The 17046-nt window shown below is 72.3% G+C and carries 15 protein-coding genes; 4 read left to right on the top strand and 11 right to left on the bottom strand.

The window, feature by feature from the left end; translation table 11 throughout:
- Positions 1 to 171: 171 nt before the first annotated feature.
- From ASC82_RS18925 to ASC82_RS18915, 3 genes are all read right to left on the bottom strand, one after another.
- A complete protein-coding gene (locus tag ASC82_RS18925) occupies positions 172 to 2046 on the bottom strand; it encodes a PQQ-binding-like beta-propeller repeat protein (protein ID WP_056649159.1) in 1875 nt (624 codons plus the stop codon).
- 25 nt (positions 2047 to 2071) lie between these two features.
- Positions 2072 to 3958 (bottom strand): PQQ-binding-like beta-propeller repeat protein, encoded by a 1887-nt coding sequence (locus ASC82_RS18920; protein WP_056649156.1) that lies wholly within the window; start codon positions 3956 to 3958, stop codon positions 2072 to 2074.
- Between the two features lie 136 nt (positions 3959 to 4094).
- Entirely contained in the window at positions 4095 to 5903 is a 1809-nt protein-coding gene (locus tag ASC82_RS18915) for an ABC-F family ATP-binding cassette domain-containing protein (RefSeq protein ID WP_056649154.1), read from the bottom strand.
- Positions 5904 to 5996: 93 nt separating this feature from the next.
- On the opposite strand from ASC82_RS18915, the gene ASC82_RS18910 reads away from it, so the two are divergent.
- Positions 5997 to 6269: a hypothetical protein gene (locus ASC82_RS18910; protein ID WP_056649151.1), complete on the top strand. Its 273-nt coding sequence runs from the start codon at positions 5997 to 5999 to the stop codon at positions 6267 to 6269.
- A complete protein-coding gene (locus ASC82_RS18905) occupies positions 6266 to 6679 on the top strand; it encodes a PIN domain-containing protein (RefSeq protein WP_056649146.1) in 414 nt (137 codons plus the stop codon). Before ASC82_RS18910 ends, ASC82_RS18905 begins: the two co-directional genes overlap by 4 nt.
- Here the strand turns inward: ASC82_RS18905 and ASC82_RS18900 are convergent.
- Positions 6666 to 7958, bottom strand: a complete 1293-nt coding sequence (locus ASC82_RS18900; protein WP_056649143.1) for an acyltransferase — start codon at positions 7956 to 7958, stop codon at positions 6666 to 6668. The genes ASC82_RS18905 and ASC82_RS18900 overlap by 14 nt on opposite strands.
- Positions 7959 to 8159: 201 nt before the next feature.
- On the opposite strand from ASC82_RS18900, the gene ASC82_RS18895 reads away from it, so the two are divergent.
- Positions 8160 to 9134, top strand: coding sequence for a hypothetical protein (locus ASC82_RS18895; RefSeq protein ID WP_056649140.1), 975 nt, complete (start codon positions 8160 to 8162; stop codon positions 9132 to 9134).
- A 22-nt stretch (positions 9135 to 9156) separates the two neighbouring features.
- On the opposite strand, the gene ASC82_RS18890 is transcribed toward ASC82_RS18895, so the two are convergent.
- The 7 genes from ASC82_RS18890 to rsmI form a co-directional block, all read right to left on the bottom strand.
- Positions 9157 to 9426 (bottom strand): hypothetical protein, encoded by a 270-nt coding sequence (locus ASC82_RS18890; protein ID WP_157863485.1) that lies wholly within the window; start codon positions 9424 to 9426, stop codon positions 9157 to 9159.
- An 83-nt stretch (positions 9427 to 9509) separates the two neighbouring features.
- Positions 9510 to 10415, bottom strand: coding sequence for a 4-(cytidine 5'-diphospho)-2-C-methyl-D-erythritol kinase (locus ASC82_RS18885; protein WP_056649133.1), 906 nt, complete (start codon positions 10413 to 10415; stop codon positions 9510 to 9512).
- Entirely contained in the window at positions 10412 to 11284 is an 873-nt protein-coding gene (gene rsmA / locus ASC82_RS18880; RefSeq protein ID WP_056649131.1) for a 16S rRNA (adenine(1518)-N(6)/adenine(1519)-N(6))-dimethyltransferase RsmA, read from the bottom strand. Before rsmA ends, ASC82_RS18885 begins: the two co-directional genes overlap by 4 nt.
- A gap of 43 nt (positions 11285 to 11327) precedes the next feature.
- Positions 11328 to 12626, bottom strand: a complete 1299-nt coding sequence (locus tag ASC82_RS18875) for a resuscitation-promoting factor (RefSeq protein WP_056649125.1) — start codon at positions 12624 to 12626, stop codon at positions 11328 to 11330.
- Between the two features lie 204 nt (positions 12627 to 12830).
- Entirely contained in the window at positions 12831 to 13700 is an 870-nt protein-coding gene (locus tag ASC82_RS18870; protein WP_056649122.1) for a TatD family hydrolase, read from the bottom strand.
- Positions 13701 to 13741: 41 nt separating this feature from the next.
- A complete protein-coding gene (locus ASC82_RS18865; RefSeq protein WP_056649120.1) occupies positions 13742 to 14167 on the bottom strand; it encodes a hypothetical protein in 426 nt (141 codons plus the stop codon).
- Between the two features lie 175 nt (positions 14168 to 14342).
- Positions 14343 to 15203, bottom strand: a complete 861-nt coding sequence (rsmI, locus tag ASC82_RS18860; protein WP_185909558.1) for a 16S rRNA (cytidine(1402)-2'-O)-methyltransferase — start codon at positions 15201 to 15203, stop codon at positions 14343 to 14345.
- A gap of 52 nt (positions 15204 to 15255) precedes the next feature.
- On the opposite strand from rsmI, the gene ASC82_RS18855 reads away from it, so the two are divergent.
- Positions 15256 to 17010: a phospholipid carrier-dependent glycosyltransferase gene (locus ASC82_RS18855; RefSeq protein ID WP_056649118.1), complete on the top strand. Its 1755-nt coding sequence runs from the start codon at positions 15256 to 15258 to the stop codon at positions 17008 to 17010.
- The last annotated feature ends 36 nt before the right edge of the window (positions 17011 to 17046 follow it).

The raw sequence follows: 17046 nt of genomic DNA, 5'->3' as shown, positions 1-17046 counted from the left end.
TCCGGGCCGGCCGTGCCACGGCAACCCTGACCCGGCAAGCTACACGCTCCCCCGCCTCGCACCGAACCAATCGCGTTCTTCTCCCGGGCGGTCACGCACCACCCGGTCGGAGCGACGAAACGGGCCCCTCCGGAATTCCGGAGGGGCCCGCCTCTGTTTCCGACCGCGAGGTCAGCCCTTGACGTTGTGCGAGACGACGAGGTACTCGCGGTCGGCCGCCGACGCGCCCTCGCGGGGCTTGCTCACGTACGTCCGCGAGACGAAGAACCGGCCGTCGCCGTAGTGGTACTCGCTCCCGTTCACGCTGAAGCTCCGCTCCCGCTCGCGGGACGACTTCTCCGGGGAGTTCTCCATCAGGAGGGTCTCCTTCATCGTGCCCCCGTTGACGGACACGAGACGACCCCCCTTGTCGTACGGGGGAACCTTGTACGCGATGAGGTCGCCGCCGTCCATCCGCAGCGGGAGCAGCGTGTACTGGTCGCCCGCGTCGGCCTTCTCGGGCGCCATCCGACCCGTCGCCAGGTCGAAGGCGACGATCTCGTTGGTCTCGTCGCCGAACTCGCCGGTGGAGCCCTCGTGTTCCTCGGTCGACACGTACAGGCGCCCGTTGCCGACGAGGACCTGCGAGCACGCCTCGACCTTGGTCGAACGGCAGCGGCCCGCGTACTGGTCCGGGTCGGCCGTGATCTTCGCCTTGAGCTTCCCGGTCTTCTCGTCGAGCGAGAAGAAGTCCGAGATGCCGCTGCCGTCGTCGGCGGCGTCGCCCACGTTGGCCGCGACGACCAGCGGCTTGCTGGAGATGATCGACGCGTACTTGACGCCGGTCGGCATCTTGTACTGCGAGAGCGGCGCGCCCGTCGTCGGGTTGAGGTTCTGGATCAGCACGTACTGGGTGTCGAACGGACCGCACTTGCGGACGGCGACGAGACCCGCACCGCCGCCGTAGCCCAGGTCGTAGCAGTCCTGGTCGTTGGGCTGCGGCTTCCAGCGCGGGTTGCCGTTGGCCGCGTCGAAGGCCGCGCCGCCGTCGGTGCCGCCCGCGGCCACCGTCTGCCCGCTGAGCGTCACCTCGCTGAACCGGGCCTTCTGGTCACCGGCGGAACCACCGGTGACGGAGGTCGACCACAGCAGCTTTCCGGTGGTGAGGTCGACCATGCCGACCTCGGTGCAGCTCTGGTAGTAGCGCGGCGCGACCCGCTTGGCGGCCTCGAAGAGGACGGGGACCTTGTGGTCGGCGGTCATGTGCCGGGACGCGCCGCAGACCTGTCCGGTCAGCGGGAGCGTCCACAGGACGGTGCCCTTGTCGAGGTCGTAGGCGACGATGGAGTTGACGCCCGTCTTCACGAGCGCCTTGTCGGTGAGCCAGGAGCCGGACACGTCGGTGGTGTCGGGGACCTTCGGCAGTTCGACGCGGAAGGCCTCCTTCGACTGGACGTTCGCCGGGGCCTTCTCCTTGCCGTCGCCGCCCAGGCCGTTCGAGCCGCCGGACCCGCCGGTCTGCTCGCCGGTGCCCTGCGAGGTGCCCGCCGAGCCCTTGGCCTCGTCGTCCTTGCCGCCGCCGCCCTCGGAGTTGGCGTACCAGATGCCGGCGCCGATGATCAGGACGACGGCGACGACCGCCGCGATCACGATCTGGAGCTGCGCCGACAGCTTCTTGCCGCCGGGCGCCACGGCCGGGACCGGGGCGGTCTGCGGGTAGCCGCCGTAGGGCTGCTGCTGCGGGGCCGGGTAGCCGTACGGGGGCTGGACCGGCTGCTGCTGCTGCTGCGGCGTCGGGTAGCCGTACGGGGACTGGGCCGGCTGCTGCGGAGCCATCGGCGGCTGCTGCGGGTAGCCGTAGCCGGCGTCGGGCTGTCCCCCTGGGCCTTGCGACCCGGGCGGTGCCCCCAGCGGCGGGGCCGGGTAGCCGTACCCCGGCTCCGGCTGCTGCTGCGGCGGCTGCTGGGGGTAGCCGTAACCCGGCGGCTGCTGCGGCGGCGTGGGCGCGCCGAAGCCGCCCTGGGGCTCCGGGGGCTGGTTCGGCGGGGGCGGCGGGGGCTGCGTCATCGGTCCGAATACCTCACTTGCTGCCTCACTTGCTGAACGCCATCATCGTCTTGACCTGCTTCTCTTCCTTGTCGTTCGACGCGGAGACCCGTCCGCTCGTCACGACGAAGGTGCCGCCGCCGTAGGCGAACCCCGGGTCGTAGAAGCTGTTCTCGATCTCGGCGGTCGATGCCGGGTGCTGGAGGACGATCTTCGGCGCACCGCCGGTCGGGGCGATGGTCGCGACGGCGCCGCCCTTGTCGTACGACGGGTCGACGTAGACCAGGACCTGGCCGCTGTCCATGCGCAGCGGGGTCATCGTCTGCTCGTCCGGCGCCTTGGAACGCCACTTGGCCTTGCCGGTCTTCAGGTCGAAGGCGACGACCTCGTTGGACGTGCCGTACGAGGTCTCGGTGGCCATGTAGAAGGTGTTGGCGTCGGCGGCGACTCCGGTGCAGCCCTGGAGGTTCTTGCCGAAGACGACGAAGCTGCCGCCGCAGGACGGGGCGAACTTGTCCTTGCCACCCTGGATCTGCGAGCGGAGCTTGCCGTTGGCGTCGAGCGCGAAGATGGTCCACTTCTTCTGCTCGCGCTGCGTGGCGGAGACGACGAGCGGGTCGACCGAGTAGACCTTGTCGACCTGCCAGTTCGCTTCCAGCTGGAAGGTGTACTTGGGCTTGCCGGTGGCGGGGTTGACCTCGCCGACCGCCTGGATCTTCTTGGTGGTGCTGCCCGAGGGGCAGTCCATCGCGGCGATCAGCTTGCTGCCGCCGGCGAAGGCGAAGGGCTTGCAGCCGGTGGTGGCGCCCTTGAAGAGCTGCTTGCCGTCGGTGAGGGAGAAGCCGTAGGCGGAGCTGGAGCCCGCCGCGGTGACCGTGTTGCCGCTGATCGACAGAGTGTTGTCGGAGAAGGCGAAGAGACCGGTCGGCTTGGGGATGGTCTTCTTCCAGCCCACCTTGCCGGTCTTGAGGTTCACCTGCTGGAGCCCGAGGCACTTGGCGTTGTCCTTGGCGCTGTCGTTGTGCCCGAAGACCATGAAACCGCCGGAGGAGGGGGCCGGCGGGGCCGCGCACAGCTCGAAGGGCACGTCGAGGTGCCACTTCAGGGAGCCGTCGCTCAGGCTGTAGCCGTCGATGCTCTTGTACATCGCCTTGACGACGACGTCGCCGACGATCCACGGGCCGAGGACGTCGGAGCCGTTGCGCGGCAGGTCGACGTTGTTCTTGAGCAGCCAGCCGACCTTCGCCTCACCGGGCTTGCGGCCGGCGTTGAGGTCGTCGTCACCGCCCCGGCCGTCGCCCGAACCGTCGCCCGCGTCGACCGACTCGGTCGGCTTCGGGGCCTCGGAGGCCGAGGAGGAGGCGCTCGCGGTCGCGGTCGGCTGGGCGATCGGGTCCTTCTCGTCGTCCCCGCCGCCGACGACGGCCCAGGTGGTCACGGCCGCGATCAGGACGGCACCGGCGGCCACGGCGGCGACGACACCGGTCCGGCCCTTGAGGCCACCGCCGCCCGGCGCGGGCGGCGGGGTGGGGCCGCCCTGGTACATGGGCTGCGTGGGATAGCCACCGCCGTACGGGCCGGGCTGCTGGCCGTACGGACCCGGCTGCTGCGGCTGCTGGCCGTACGGGCCGGGCTGCTGCTGCGGGTAGCCGTACGGGCCGGGCTGCGGCGGCKGCTGYCCGTACGGACCGGGCTGGGCCGGCTGGCCGGGCTGCTGGCCGGGCTGCTGCGGATATCCGTAACCGGGCTGCTGCGGCGGCTGTCCGTACGGACCGGGTGCGCCGGGCGCACCGGCCTGCGGGGCCTGCGGCGGCACCGGCGGTGCCTGCGGCGGGACGGGCGGGACGGGCGGCATGCCCGGGGCCGGGGCCTGGTTCGGGTCCTGAGGGGCTCCGAAGCCCCCCGGCGGCTGGTTGCTGGGCGGCTGGGTCATCAGCGGTTCCCCCTTGACGTGAGCGACTTTTCTTTCTACCACTCACGCGACGGCGCAAAAGCGACCGGTCCGCCCCTTGTACCCAAGGGAGGACCGGCCCGTGATGCCCTTGTTATGCGCCCTGTTATGTGTCCGGTTATGCGTCCTCGGCCAGTTCGAGCCAGCGCATCTCCAACTCCTCGCGCTCCCCGACGAGTTCCCGGAGCTCCGCGTCGAGCTTCGCCACCTTCTCGAAATCGGTGGCGTTATCGGCGATCTGCGTGTGCAGCTTGGCCTCCTTCTGGGAGACCTTGTCGAGCTGCCGCTCGACCTTCTGGAGCTCCTTCTTCGCGGCGCGCGCGTCGGCGGCGGAGACGCCCGCCTTCTGCGGTGCGGCCGCGGCTGCGGCGGGCGCCGGGACGGCCGCCTCGATCATCTTCCGGCGGCGCTCCAGGTACTCGTCGATGCCGCGCGGCAGCATCCGCAGCGTCTGGTCGCCGAGCAGCGCGAGCGTCTTGTCGGTGGTGCGCTCGATGAAGAACCGGTCGTGGGAGATGACGACCATGGAGCCCGGCCAGCCGTCGAGGAGGTCCTCCAGCTGCGTCAGGGTCTCGATGTCGAGGTCGTTGGTGGGCTCGTCGAGGAAGAGGACGTTCGGCTCGTCCATCAGCAGGCGGAGCAGCTGGAGGCGGCGGCGCTCACCGCCGGAGAGGTCGCCGACCGGCGTCCACTGCTTCTCCTTGGTGAAGCCGAACTGCTCGCAGAGCTGGCCGGCCGTCATCTCGCGGCCCTTGCCGAGGTCGACGCGGTCGCGGATCTGCTGCACGGCCTCCAGGACGCGCAGCGAGCCGGGGAGCTCGGTGACGTCCTGCGAGAGGTAGGCGAGGCGGACGGTCTTGCCGACGACGACCTTGCCCGCGGCGGGCTGCTGCTCCCCGTCGGAGACGGCGGCGTCGGCGAGCGCGCGCAGGAGTGAGGTCTTGCCCGCGCCGTTGACGCCGACGAGACCGATGCGGTCGCCGGGGCCCAGCTGCCAGGTGAGGTGCTTGAGCAGGGTCTTGGGGCCGGCGGTGACGGTCACGTCCTCCAGGTCGAAGACCGTCTTGCCGAGGCGGGCGTTGGCGAACTTCATCAGCTCGCTGGTGTCGCGCGGCGGCGGCACGTCGGCGATCAGCTCGTTGGCGGCCTCGATGCGGTAGCGCGGCTTGGAGGTGCGGGCGGGGGCGCCGCGCCGCAGCCAGGCCAGCTCCTTGCGCATCAGGTTCTGCCGCTTCGTCTCCTCCGTGGCCGCGATGCGCTCGCGCTCGGCGCGGGCGAAGACGTAGTCGGAGTAACCGCCCTCGTACTCGTGCACGTCACCGCGCTGCACGTCCCACATGCGGGTGCAGACCTGGTCGAGGAACCAGCGGTCGTGGGTGACGCAGACGAGCGCCGAGCGGCGCTCCTGGAGGTGCTTGGCGAGCCACGAGATGCCCTCGACGTCGAGGTGGTTGGTGGGCTCGTCGAGGACGATCAGGTCCTGGTCCTCGATGAGGAGCTTGGCGAGCGCGATCCGGCGGCGCTCGCCGCCGGAGAGCGGGCCGATGACGGTGTCGAGGCCCTGCTCGAAGCCGGCCAGGTCGAGCCCGCCGAAGAGCCCGGTGAGCACGTCGCGGATCTTGGCGCTGCCGGCCCACTCGTGGTCGGCCATGACGCCGATGACCTCGTGCCGGATGGTGGCCTTCGGGTCGAGCGAGTCGTGCTGCGTGAGCACGCCGAGGCGCAGCCCGCCGCTGTGCGTGACGCGGCCGGTGTCGGCCTCCTCCAGCTTGGCGAGCATGCGGATGAGGGTGGTCTTGCCGTCGCCGTTGCGCCCGACGACCCCGATCCGGTCCCCTTCGGAGACACCGAGCGAGACCCCGTCGAGCAGGGCACGGGTGCCGTACACCTTGCTGACGGCCTCGACATTGACCAGGTTGACGGCCACGTTGACTCCTGTACGGGGGATCGATCGACGTCCCAGGGTACGTCGCCGCCCATGCCCCGCCCGACGGGTAGCATCGGCGGTAGCATAGGGAGCATGAGCGAGCCTACTCAGAAGTACTCGATCAGCATGCCCCGCGACATCGCGGAGGCCGCCCGGGCCCGCAGCGGACCCTCGGGGCTTTCCGCCTACGTCGCGGCGGCGGTCGCGCGGCAGATAGAGCGGGACGACCTCAACGAGCTCATCGCGGTGGCCGAGGCCGAGCACGGACCGGTCACGGACGAGGAGGTCCAGGCACGGCGCGAGCAGCTGCGCCGGGCCCGGGAGCAGCAGGGTGACGCGAAGCCGACCGGGGCGAGCGCCACGTGACACGCCTCGACGCCGCCCCGGGCGGCACGCTGGTCCTCGACAGCGAGGGACTGGCCAAGGCCGTCCTGCGTGACCGCGAGGTCACCACCTGGCTCGCGCTCGCCCGCGCCGACGACCTGCGCGTCGTGACGAGCGCCGCCACCCTGGTGGAGGTGATGCACCCGCGCATCAACCGTGCGGCCCTGGAATGGACCCTGTCCCGCCTGGTCGTCGAGCCGGTGACGGACGCCGTCGCCCGCGGTGCGGCGGCCCTGCTGGCCGAGAACGGACTGCAGGGCCACAAGTACGCCATCGACGCGATGGTCGCCGCGACGGCCCTGGCGGCACCCGGTCCCGTCACGGTGCTCACCTCGGACCCGGAGGACCTCACCGTCCTCTGCGGACGCCGGGCGACCGTCATCGCGATCTGATCCGCCCCGCCCGCTCCACCAGCAGCCACCCCGCCAAGGCCAGGCCGACGGCGGCCGGTGCCGTGACCGGGACCGCGATCAGGGTGGCCGAGTGGCCGGACAGCAGGCCCGCGAAGCCCGTCATGGAGAGGCCGAGGACGCCCAGCAGGGCGAGGGCGATGCCGAGCGCGGCGAGCGGACCGCCCGCGTCGGTCGCCGGTGCGGCCGGGACCGGGGCCTCGAAGCGGCGGAAGACGCCCACGAGCAGCGCCGTGAGGACGGCCGCCGCCGCGATCCGGAGCGGGACCTGCGCCCACCAGGCGCCGGACGCCGGCTCGGGCAGGGCGACGCCGGACCCGAGCAGCACCCCGTACACCCCGAGCATCGCCGTCAGGTGCCAGAGGAACGCGGTCATCGCGATGCCGTTGGCGGCGACCACCGTCCGCCACACCCCGGCCCGCGCGACGAGCCGCGCCCCCGGCCCCCGCAGGAGCTCGACCGCGCCGACCAGCCACAGGCCGTGGCAGAGCAGAGCGAGCGTCGGCGGGGCCATGTTCGAGACCTTCTCGCCGGGCATGCCCACCATCGACAGCGGATACGGGCCGAGGGCCACGAGCGCGGCGGCACCGACGAGCCCCGCGCCGGCGAGCAGGACGGGCCGGCGGAGCATGCCGTCGGCGCGCAGGAACCCGAGCTGGTGGACGGCGAGCCAGACGAACGCGAAGTTCAGGAACTCGACGAAGGGGACGTCCGCCGCGAACCGCAGGACGTCGACCGCGACCGCCCCGCCGGCGAGCACGGCGAACGCGCCCCAGCCCCACCGCTCGTGGAGCCGCAGCAGCGGCGGGGTGAAGGCGACCATCGCGAGATAGATCCCGATGAACCACAGCGGCTGCGTCACGAGCCGCAGCGCGACCCCAGTGAGCCCGCCGTCCGCCCCGGCCAGTTGCAGCACGAGCGCGGCCGCGCCCCACACCGCGACGAAGACCATCGTCGGCCGCAGCAGCCGCTGGAGCCGGGCCCGCAGGAACGACGCGTACGCGGGGCGGGAGCGGTGGGCGAGGGCGTGCGAGAAGCCGCCGACGAAGAAGAACACCGGCATCACCTGGAAGACCCAGGTCACGAGCTGGAGCTCGGGGACGACGGCGAGGAGGTTCCCGATCTGCCCGTCGGGGCCGACCGCCGCCATCAGCCAGTGCCCGAGCACGACGACCGCGAGCGAGGCGACCCGGAGCAGGTCGATGTACCGGTCTCGGCTCGCCGGCGTTGCGGCGGCGAGCTCACGCGCGCTGATTCCCATGCTCGTACGGTCCCGCGGGGGCCCATCGTGCCGACAGGGCGCGGATACTCAACCGTCCGCTGAGTACGCGCACCGGCGCCGGGCGCAGTGCCAACCGGCCCCTTGCCGTCGACCGCGCGGGCGACCCCCCGGCCTGGCCGCCCACGCCCCGGACCGACGGGCCGTCATGTTCTTCTCACACCCCCACCCGAGGAGAACCACGTGCCGAGACACCCACGCCTGGTCGCCGTCGCCACCGCCACCGCCGCCCTCGCGCTGATCGCGGCGGGCCCCGCGGCGGGCGGCGATCCGACCGTGTCCGATCCCCGCGTCGTCGCCCACTTCGACTTCGCCGCCGGGGAGAACGCGGAGAACATCGCCCTCGAACCCGACGGCTCCGCCGACATCACCTTCGCCTTCGCCCGTCAGGTCGCCCGCGTCACCAAGGAGGGCGACACGACGGTCCTCGCCACCCTGCCCGAGGTGCCGGGCGCGGTGACGCCCGTCGGCGGGGCCGTCGTCCTGGGCATCGCCCGCGCCCACGACGGCACCCTGTACGTCACGTACGTCACCGGCAAGGCGGAGACCGGCGTCTGGCGCATCGCGCCCGGTGGCGGCGAGCCGGAGCAGATCGGCTTCTTCCCCGCGGACGCCTTCCCCAACGGGCTCGCCCTGGACGAGAAGTGCGGCACCCTCTACACCGCCGACACGCGGCTCGGCACGGTGTGGTCCCTCCCGGTGACCGGCGGCACGCCCACGGCCTGGGCCACCGGGGCCGCGCTCGAACCCACCGAGCAGATCCCCTTCGGCGCCAACGGCCTCAAGGTCCACCACGGTGCCGTCTGGGTGTCCAACACCGCCCATGCGACGCTGCTGCGCATCCCGATCGGTCCCGGTCCCGACCACGCGGCCGGTCCGATCGAGACCCGGGCGACCGGGCTCACGTCCATCGACGACTTCGCCTTCACCGGGCACGGCGACACGGTCCTCGCCGCCCTGAACCAGGTCGACAAGCTGGAACTCGTCCGGCCCGACGGCACCCACAAGACCGTGCTCACCCACGCCGACGGCCTCGACAACCCGACCTCCGCGGCCGTGCGCGCCAAGACCGTCTACGTGAACAGCGCCGCCTTCTTCAACACGGTGGACCCGGACCCGAACCTGCTCCTGGCCCGGATCTCCAAGAACAAGCACTGACAGGAACAGGCACTGAGGAGCGTCAGGCGACCGGGTCGCGGTCCGGGGCGCCGCGCCACGCCCGCCAGGCGCGCACGGCACCCCGGCAGGCGGCGGGGAGGGCCAGGACGGCGAACGCGAACCCCGCCCACCTCCACCAGGCCTCGCCGGGGAGCGGGGACAGGGCGGCCTCGACCTCGCCGGAGTCCCAGAACGCGAGGTTCACGACGATCAGCCCGCTGAGGAGAACGACCTGACCGCACTCGTCGAGGAGCTTCAGCACCAGCCGGTGCCGCGCTCTCCTCGCCTTCAACCACCGCCACGCCTTCACGCGCCACCCCCTGGGCCGTCCGGATCGAAGGGCCCAGGGTGGCAGGCGAAGGTGACGGGAAGGTGTCAGGCGGGGAGGACGACCGCGCCCGGCGCCGGCGACGTCGCCACCCGCGCCGTGCGGCACGTGCCCGAGGCGATCAGGGCCGCGGCGACGGATTCGGCCGCCTCCGCGTCCTTCACCAGGAACGCCGTCGTCGGGCCCGAGCCGGAGACGAGGGTCGCGAGGGCGCCCGCGTCCGTGCCTGCCGTCAGGGTCGCCGCGAGGGACGGGCGCAGGGAGAGGGCCGCCGGCTGGAGGTCGTTGGTGAGGGCGGCCGCGAGGGCGGTGGTGTCGCCGGTGCGCAGGGCGTCGAGCAGGGCCGGCGATGCGGTCGGCTCGGGGACGTCGGTGCCTTCGGTGAGACGGTCGAACTCGCCGTACACCGCCGGGGTCGACAGCCCGCCGTCGGCGACGGCGAACACCCAGTGGAAGGTGCCGCCGACCGGCAGCTCGGTGAGCTGCTCACCGCGTCCGGTGCCGAGCGCCGCCCCGCCGACGAGGCTGAACGGCACGTCGGAGCCCAGTTCCGCGCAGATCTCGAGCAGCGACTCGCGCGAGGAGTTCAGGCCCCAGAGCGCATCGCAGGCGAGCAGCGCGCCCGCGCCGTCCGCGCTGCCGCCGGCCATGCCGCCGGCGACCGGGATGTCCTTGGCGATGTGCAGGTGCACGTCCGGGGAGATGCCGTGCCGGGCGGCGAGCAGCTCGGCGGCGCGCGCGGCGAGGTTCGTGCGGTCCAGCGGCACCTTGTCGGCGTCCGGGCCCTCGCAGGTGATCGTCAGCGTCTCGGCGGGGGTCGCGGTCACCTCGTCGTACAGGGAGACGGCGAGGAAGACGTTGGCCAGGTCGTGGAAGCCGTCGGGGCGGGCCGCGCCGACCGCGAGCTGCACGTTGACCTTGGCGGGCACCCGTACGGTCACGGCCTCGCTCATGCCTTCGCCTCCGCGATCCTCGCGAACTCCTCGACGGTCAGGGCCTCGCCGCGCGCCTGCGGCGAGATCCCGGCCTTGACCAGGGCCTCCTCGGCGGCGGCGGGCGAGCCCGCCCAGGTCGCGAGGGCGGCGCGCAGGGTCTTGCGGCGCTGGGCGAAGGCCGCGTCGACGACCGCGAAGACCTCCTTGCGGGAGGCGGTGGTCGCGAGCGGCTCGGTGCGGCGGACGAGGGAGACGAGGCCGGAGTCGACGTTCGGCGCGGGCCAGAAGACGTTGCGGCCGATGGAGCCTGCCCGCTTCACCTCCGCGTACCAGTTCGCCTTGACCGACGGGACGCCGTAGACCTTGTTGCCGGGCTTGGCGGCGAGCCGGTCGGCGACCTCGGCCTGGACCATGACGAGGGTCCGCTCGATGGTCGGGAACCGCTCCAGCATGTGGAGCAGGACCGGCACGGCGACGTTGTACGGCAGGTTGGCGACGAGCGCGGTGGGCGCCGGGCCCGGGAGCTCCTGCACCTGCATGGCGTCGGAGTGCACGAGCGCGAAGCGGTCGGCGCGCGCGGGCATGCGGGCGGCGATCGTGGCGGGCAGCGCGGCGGCCAGCACGTCGTCGATCTCGACGGCCGTGACCCGGTCGGCGGCCTCCAGGAGGGCGAGGGTGAGGGAGCCGAGTCCGGGCCCCACCTCCACGACGACGTCGTCGGGCCGCACCTCGGCCGTGCGGACGATCCGCCGGACGGTGTTGGCGTCGATGACGAAGTTCTGGCCCTTCTGCTTCGTGGGGCGCACGCCGAGGGCGGCGGCCAGCTCACGGATGTCGGCGGGGCCGAGGAGGGCGTCGGGGCTTTCGGGGCCGGTGGTGGTGCTCACCGGTACAGCCTACGGCTCGCCGGTGGGGCCGTAGGCCGACGGCTCACTGGTGGAGCCGTCGGCCGCAGTGGGGCCACGGGCTCGCGCCCCGCTGCACGTACAGCTTCTTGGCCCGGAAGGTCTGCTCGGCTGCGGGTGCGTTCTGGGCGGTGCCGGTGCCGCCGAGGGAGCGCCAGGTGCCGGGGTCGAACTGGTAGAGCCCGCCGTAGGTCCCCGAGGGGTCGACGGCGTTCGGGCGGCCGCCGGACTCGCAGGCGGCGAGTGCGGCCCAGTCGAGGCCGTCGGCCCCGGCGACGGAGGTGGGCAGCGCGCGCGTGCCGACGCGGACCTTGCGGCTGACGGGTTCGCGGACGATCTCCTCGCCGGTCCTGCGGGGCTTCTGCCGGACGCCGTTGACCGTGCGCAGGGTGTACGTGACGCGGCGGACGCCCGCGATCCCCTGCCGTTCGACGGTCTCGGTGCCCGCGAAGAGCTCGGGGTCGCGGACCCTCTCGACGGCGTACGGGATCGCCTCCTCCCGCACCTGGCGGGAGCCGGTGATGCGCAGCACGGTGACCGTCTGGCCGTCGCGGGGGAAGGCGTCGGCCGCGACGGAGGTGGTGTCCTGGCCGGAGAGGGTGATCCCGGCCTCGGCGAGGGCCTCGCGGATGGTGGCGGCGTTGGTGCGGACGACACGCTCGCGGCCGTCGGCGAGGAAGGTGACCGTCCGTTCGGTGCGGACGTCGAGGGCGAGGCCCTGGCGGGAGATCGCGGCCGCGCGGGAGACGGAGAGATAGGCGCCCTCGGCGCGGACCCCGAGCTGGCGCAGTGCGCCCTCGACGGTCCTCGCGGTGGTCCAGATCTGGTGGCGCCGTCCGTCGAGCGTGAGGGAGATGGGCCGCCCGTACCGGACGACGACCTCGTCGCCGTTGGCCAGGGCCTCGCCGGGGGCGGGGGCGACGATGTCGTGGGCGCCGACGGTGAGGCCCTCGTGGGCGAGGAGCTCGTCGATGTCGTCGGCGAAGGTGTGGAGGCTGCGCGGGACGCCGTCGACGGAGAGCCGGACGGCCTTGTCGTTGGCGACGAAGGCGCTGGTTCCGCCGGCGAGGAAGGCGACGACGAGGGCCTGCGGGACGAGCCGCCGAAGCCCGTCCCGGGTCGAGCCCGAGGCCTTGCGGCGGCGGGCGGCGCGCCGGGCCCCGGCGCGGGAGCCGCCCTGCCCGGGGACGGCGCCGGGGACTCCGGGGGCCGTACCGGGGAGGTCCGCGGGGACGACGAGCGGCGCCGCCTGGGTCGGCTGCTCGTGGACGGGCAGGGTCGCCGTACGCCGTCCGGCTCGGTGACTGCCCTGGGAAGTGCTCACGAGGCCGGGACCTTACCTCTCGACCCCGGTTACTCTCGCGAACGACTCGGCTACGACACGTAACCGTTGTGACTCCTCCCCCTCGTGGACGAGGGGGCTTCTCCCTTGCGACCGAAGTCCACAGGACGGCCAAGCCCTGACCGCTGCCGAGGCAGGTACGCAGCGTATCACGCCGCTTCACCATCAGTGATCAGTTGTTGACGATCAGTAATCGAAGGCGCGGGCCGTGTTGACGGCGAGCGCCTCGGCGAGGTCGTTCTCCCCGATCCCGCGCACGGCCGCCATCGCCCGGACGGTGACCGGGATGAGGTACGGGGCGTTGGGGCGGCCCCGGTAGGGCGCCGGGGTGAGGTAGGGCGCGTCGGTCTCGACGAGGACGAGCTCCAGCGGGGCGACGGCGAGCGCGTCCCGCAGGTGCTGGGCGTTCTTGAAGGTGACGTTGCCGGCGAAGGACATGTAGTAGCCCTTGGCGGCGCAGATCTCGGCCATGGCGGCGTCGCCGGAGTAGCAGTGGAAGACGGTCCGCTCGGGGGCGCCCTCCTCGTCGAGGATGCGGAGCACGTCGGCGTGCGCCTCGCGGTCGTGGATGACGAGCGTCTTGCCGTGCCGCTTGGCGATCTCGATGTGGGCGCGGAAGGAACGCTCCTGCGCGGCCATGCCCTCGGGGCCGGTACGGAAGTAGTCGAGGCCGGTCTCGCCGACGCCGAGGACGTACGGCAGGGCGGCGAGGCGGTCGATCTCGGCGAGCGCGTCGTCGAGGGCGGCGTCCCCGCCGCCGGGGCGGGCGCCCTGCCGGGACCAGCCGTCGGGATCCCCGAGGACGATCCGAGGGGCTTCGTTCGGATGGAGGGCGACGGCCGCGTGCACGTGCTCGTGGGCGGCGGCGGTCTCGGCGGCCCACTGGGAGCCCTTCACGTCGCAGCCGACCTGCACGACCGTGGTCACACCGACGGCGGCGGCCTTGACCAGGGCCTCCTCCACGGTCCCGGACTGCATGTCCAGGTGGGTGTGCGAGTCCGCGACCTCCACGAGGAGGGGTTCGGGCAGCGGCGGCGGGGCGTCCTTGGCACTCATGGCCCCGATCGTACGAGGGCCACGAGTGCCGGCGTGCAGGGTTACCCGTGCTTACGGAAGGGATGCAGGAGGTCGGAGAGGTGCCAGTGGTGGGGCACGGGCGGGGTCTCCGGGCCCGCGGTGTCCTCGGTCAGTTCCTGCCCGATGGGCCCGGCCATCGAGACGGGCTTGGTCGCCTTCGCCCCGTGCTGGTGCTTCTCCGTCGCGGCGATCAGGTCGAGCACCGACGACACCTGCCCCGCGCGCATGATCCTGACGACGTGACCGCCGCAGTTCATGCAGGTGGGGCTGGACAGCGGGGACGGGACCCGCTCCCCGTCGGCCTTGTAGACGACGAATTCCTGGCCGGCGGCGTCGACGTGGTGCTCGATGTCGTACGCCTGCTCCCAGCCGTATCCACAGCGCATGCAGGCGAAGGCGTACGCCTCATGGGCGACGGATATGCCGGTGCCGGTGATCTCGCTCATGCCAGCTCCTCTCCACTGATCAGTGGACGCCTTTTCGGGCCGGAGCGCATCAGCAGGAGACGAACCATGGAAGGCTTTTGGCTCTTCCCTTGCCAAGCGCCCTGTGAAGAGTCCCGGCGCCGGGTTCGGCTTTGCCTTTCAGATTAGTCCTTTGCGCGTACCAGGACTCTTCCTGTCAGCCCTTTGCCGCGTTCTTTGCCGCCACCACCGCATCGAAGACCTCCCGCTTGGGCAGCCCCGCCTCGGCGGCGACCGCGACGATCGCCTCCTTGCGCCGCTCCCCCGCCTCCTCGCGCACCTGCACCCTGCGCACCAGCTCCGCGGCGTCGAGCTCGCCGGGTCCGGCCTCGGGGGCGCCCTCGACGACGACGGTGATCTCGCCCCGTACGCCCTCGGCGGCCCAGGCGGCGAGCTCGGCGAGCGGGCCGCGCTTGACCTCCTCGTACGTCTTGGTCAGCTCGCGGCAGACGGCGGCGCGGCGCTCGGCGCCGAAGACCTCGGCCATCGCGGCGAGCGTGTCGTCGAGGCGGTGCGGGGCCTCGAAGTAGACGAGGGTGCGGCGCTCGTCCGCGACCTCGCGCAGCCGCCCGAGCCGCTCCCCCGCCTTGCGCGGCAGGAAGCCCTCGAAGCAGAAGCGGTCCACGGGCAGCCCGGAGAGGGCGAGTGCGGTGAGCACGGCGGACGGGCCGGGGACGGCCGTGACCTTGATGTCCTGCTCGACGGCGGCGGCGACCAGGCGGTAGCCGGGGTCCGAGACGGACGGCATGCCCGCGTCGGTGACGAGCAGCACGCGGGCGCCGCCGACCAGCGCCTCGACGAGTTCGGGCGTACGGGCGGACTCGTTGCCCTCGAAGTACGAGACGACCCGTCCCGAGGTGTGGATGCCGAGGGCCCGGGTCAGGCCGCGCAGCCTCCGGGTGTCCTCGGCGGCCACGATGTCCGCGCTCTGCAGCTCGGTGGCGAGTCGGGGCGGAGCGTCCGCGATGTCACCGATGGGGGTCCCTGCGAGTACCAGCGTTCCAGTCACACAGGACATCCTCCCAGCCCGGACAGGCGACGCGCACAGGCGCGTTCCCTACGATGGCGCGGTGACCAGTACCGCACCCGAGGCCCTGGAGGGCCAGCACCCCATGGCAGAGCCCGTGGCAGAGCCCTCTTCGTGGCAGCAGAGGCTGCGGCGCTTCGGCTACGCGCCCCGCGCCGAGACCCCCGCTCCCATCGGGCTGCGGGAGCGGCTCGACCCCCCGTACGTCCGCCCGTCGGCGCGCGTGTGGTCGGCGCTCGGCATCGGGCCCGGCCCGGCCGAGCGGCTGTGGCGGCTGATGGCCTGGGGCGGTCCGCTCCTGGTCACGGCGGTCGCCGGGCTGCTGAGGTTCTGGAACCTCGGCAAGCCGCACGCGGTGATATTCGACGAGACGTACTACGCCAAGGACTCGTGGGCCCTGATCAACCAGGGGTACGAGGGGGCCTGGCCGAAGGACATCGACAAGACGATCCTGACGGACCCGGGCGCGGTCCTCGTGCCGACGGAGCACGGCTACGTCGTCCATCCCCCGATGGGCAAGTGGGTCATCGGCGTCGGCGAGAAGATCTTCGGCTTCGAGCCCTTCGGCTGGCGCTTCATGGTGGCGCTGCTCGGCACGCTGTCGGTGCTGATGCTGTGCCGGATCGGCCGGCGGCTCTTCCGCTCGACGTTCCTGGGCTGTCTCGCGGGCCTGCTGCTCGCCGTCGACGGCCTGCACTTCGTGATGAGCCGCACGGCGCTCCTCGACCAGGTGCTGATGTTCTTCGTGCTCGCCTCCTTCGGCTGCCTCGTCCTCGACCGCGACCGCAACCGGAAACGGCTCGCGGCGGCGCTCCCCGAGGACGAGGAGGGGGTGCTGCGGCCGGACGCGGAGATCGCGGAGACCCTGCGCATGGGGTGGCGGCCGTGGCGGATCGCGGCCGGCGTCATGCTGGGCCTCGCGGCGGCGACGAAGTGGAACGGCCTGTACGTCATGGTGGCGTTCGGCCTGATGACGGTCCTGTGGGACGTGGCGGGCCGCCGCACGGGCGGCGCCGTCCGCCCGTACCTCTCGGTGATCAGGAAGGACCTGGTCCCGGCGTTCGTGTCGGTGGTGCCGGTGGCGCTCGTCACGTACGTGGCGACCTGGACGGGCTGGCTCGTCACGGACAAGGGCTACTTCCGCGACTGGGCCGCCAAGCAGGACCAGATCGACGGCGGCGGGACCTGGGGCTGGCTGCCGCAGTGGCTGCGCAGCCTCTGGCACTACGAGTCCGAGGTCTACTCGTTCCACGTGGGCCTGACCTCGCCGCACACGTACGAGTCGAACCCCTGGTCCTGGATCGTCCTCGGCCGCCCCGTCTCGTACTTCTACGAGTCCCCGGCCCCCGGCACCGCCGGCTGCCCGGCCACCGCCAAGGAGAAGTGCGCCCAGGAGGTCCTCGCCCTCGGCACCCCGCTCCTGTGGTGGGCCGCCTGCTTCGCGATCCTCTACGTCCTGTGGCGCTGGGCCTTCCGCCGCGACTGGCGCGCGGGCGCGATCGCCTGCGCCATCGCCGCGGGCTGGGTCCCGTGGTTCCTTTACCAGGAACGCACGATCTTCCTTTTCTACGCGGTCGTCTTCGTGCCTTTCCTGTGCCTCGCGGTGGCCATGATGCTGGGCGCGATCATCGGTCCACGGGGTTCCTCGGAAAGGCGCCGGACTTTCGGCGCGGTGGCGGCGGGATGTCTCGTTCTGCTGATCGTCTGGAATTTCATCTACTTCTGGCCCATCTACACCGGGACTCCCATTCCGCTGGACCAATGGCGCGGGCGGATGTGGCTCGACACGTGGATCTAGCCGCGTAAGGACAACACAGAGGGCGCGACCGATGGT

Origin of the sequence: Streptomyces sp. Root431, assembly GCF_001426585.1 — a bacterium.
Taxonomy (GTDB): Bacteria; Actinomycetota; Actinomycetes; order Streptomycetales; family Streptomycetaceae; genus Streptomyces; species Streptomyces stackebrandtii.
Note: the sequence above shows the minus strand (reverse complement) of the source record. Positions and strands in the feature narration are given on the sequence as shown.

Bases quoted from the DNA above. Each gene is read 5' to 3' on its own strand.
- ASC82_RS18925 (WP_056649159.1), bottom strand. From the start codon at position 2,046: ATGACGCAGCCCCCGCCGCCCCCGCCGAACCAGCCCCCGGAGCCCCAG.
- ASC82_RS18865 (WP_056649120.1), bottom strand. From the start codon at position 14,167: ATGAGCGAGATCACCGGCACCGGCATATCCGTCGCCCATGAGGCGTAC.
- ASC82_RS18910 (WP_056649151.1), top strand. From the start codon at position 5,997: ATGAGCGAGCCTACTCAGAAGTACTCGATCAGCATGCCCCGCGACATC.
- ASC82_RS18870 (WP_056649122.1), bottom strand. From the start codon at position 13,700: ATGAGTGCCAAGGACGCCCCGCCGCCGCTGCCCGAACCCCTCCTCGTG.
- rsmI (WP_185909558.1), bottom strand. From the start codon at position 15,203: ATGTCCTGTGTGACTGGAACGCTGGTACTCGCAGGGACCCCCATCGGT.
- ASC82_RS18900 (WP_056649143.1), bottom strand. From the start codon at position 7,958: ATGGGAATCAGCGCGCGTGAGCTCGCCGCCGCAACGCCGGCGAGCCGA.
- ASC82_RS18885 (WP_056649133.1), bottom strand. From the start codon at position 10,415: ATGAGCGAGGCCGTGACCGTACGGGTGCCCGCCAAGGTCAACGTGCAG.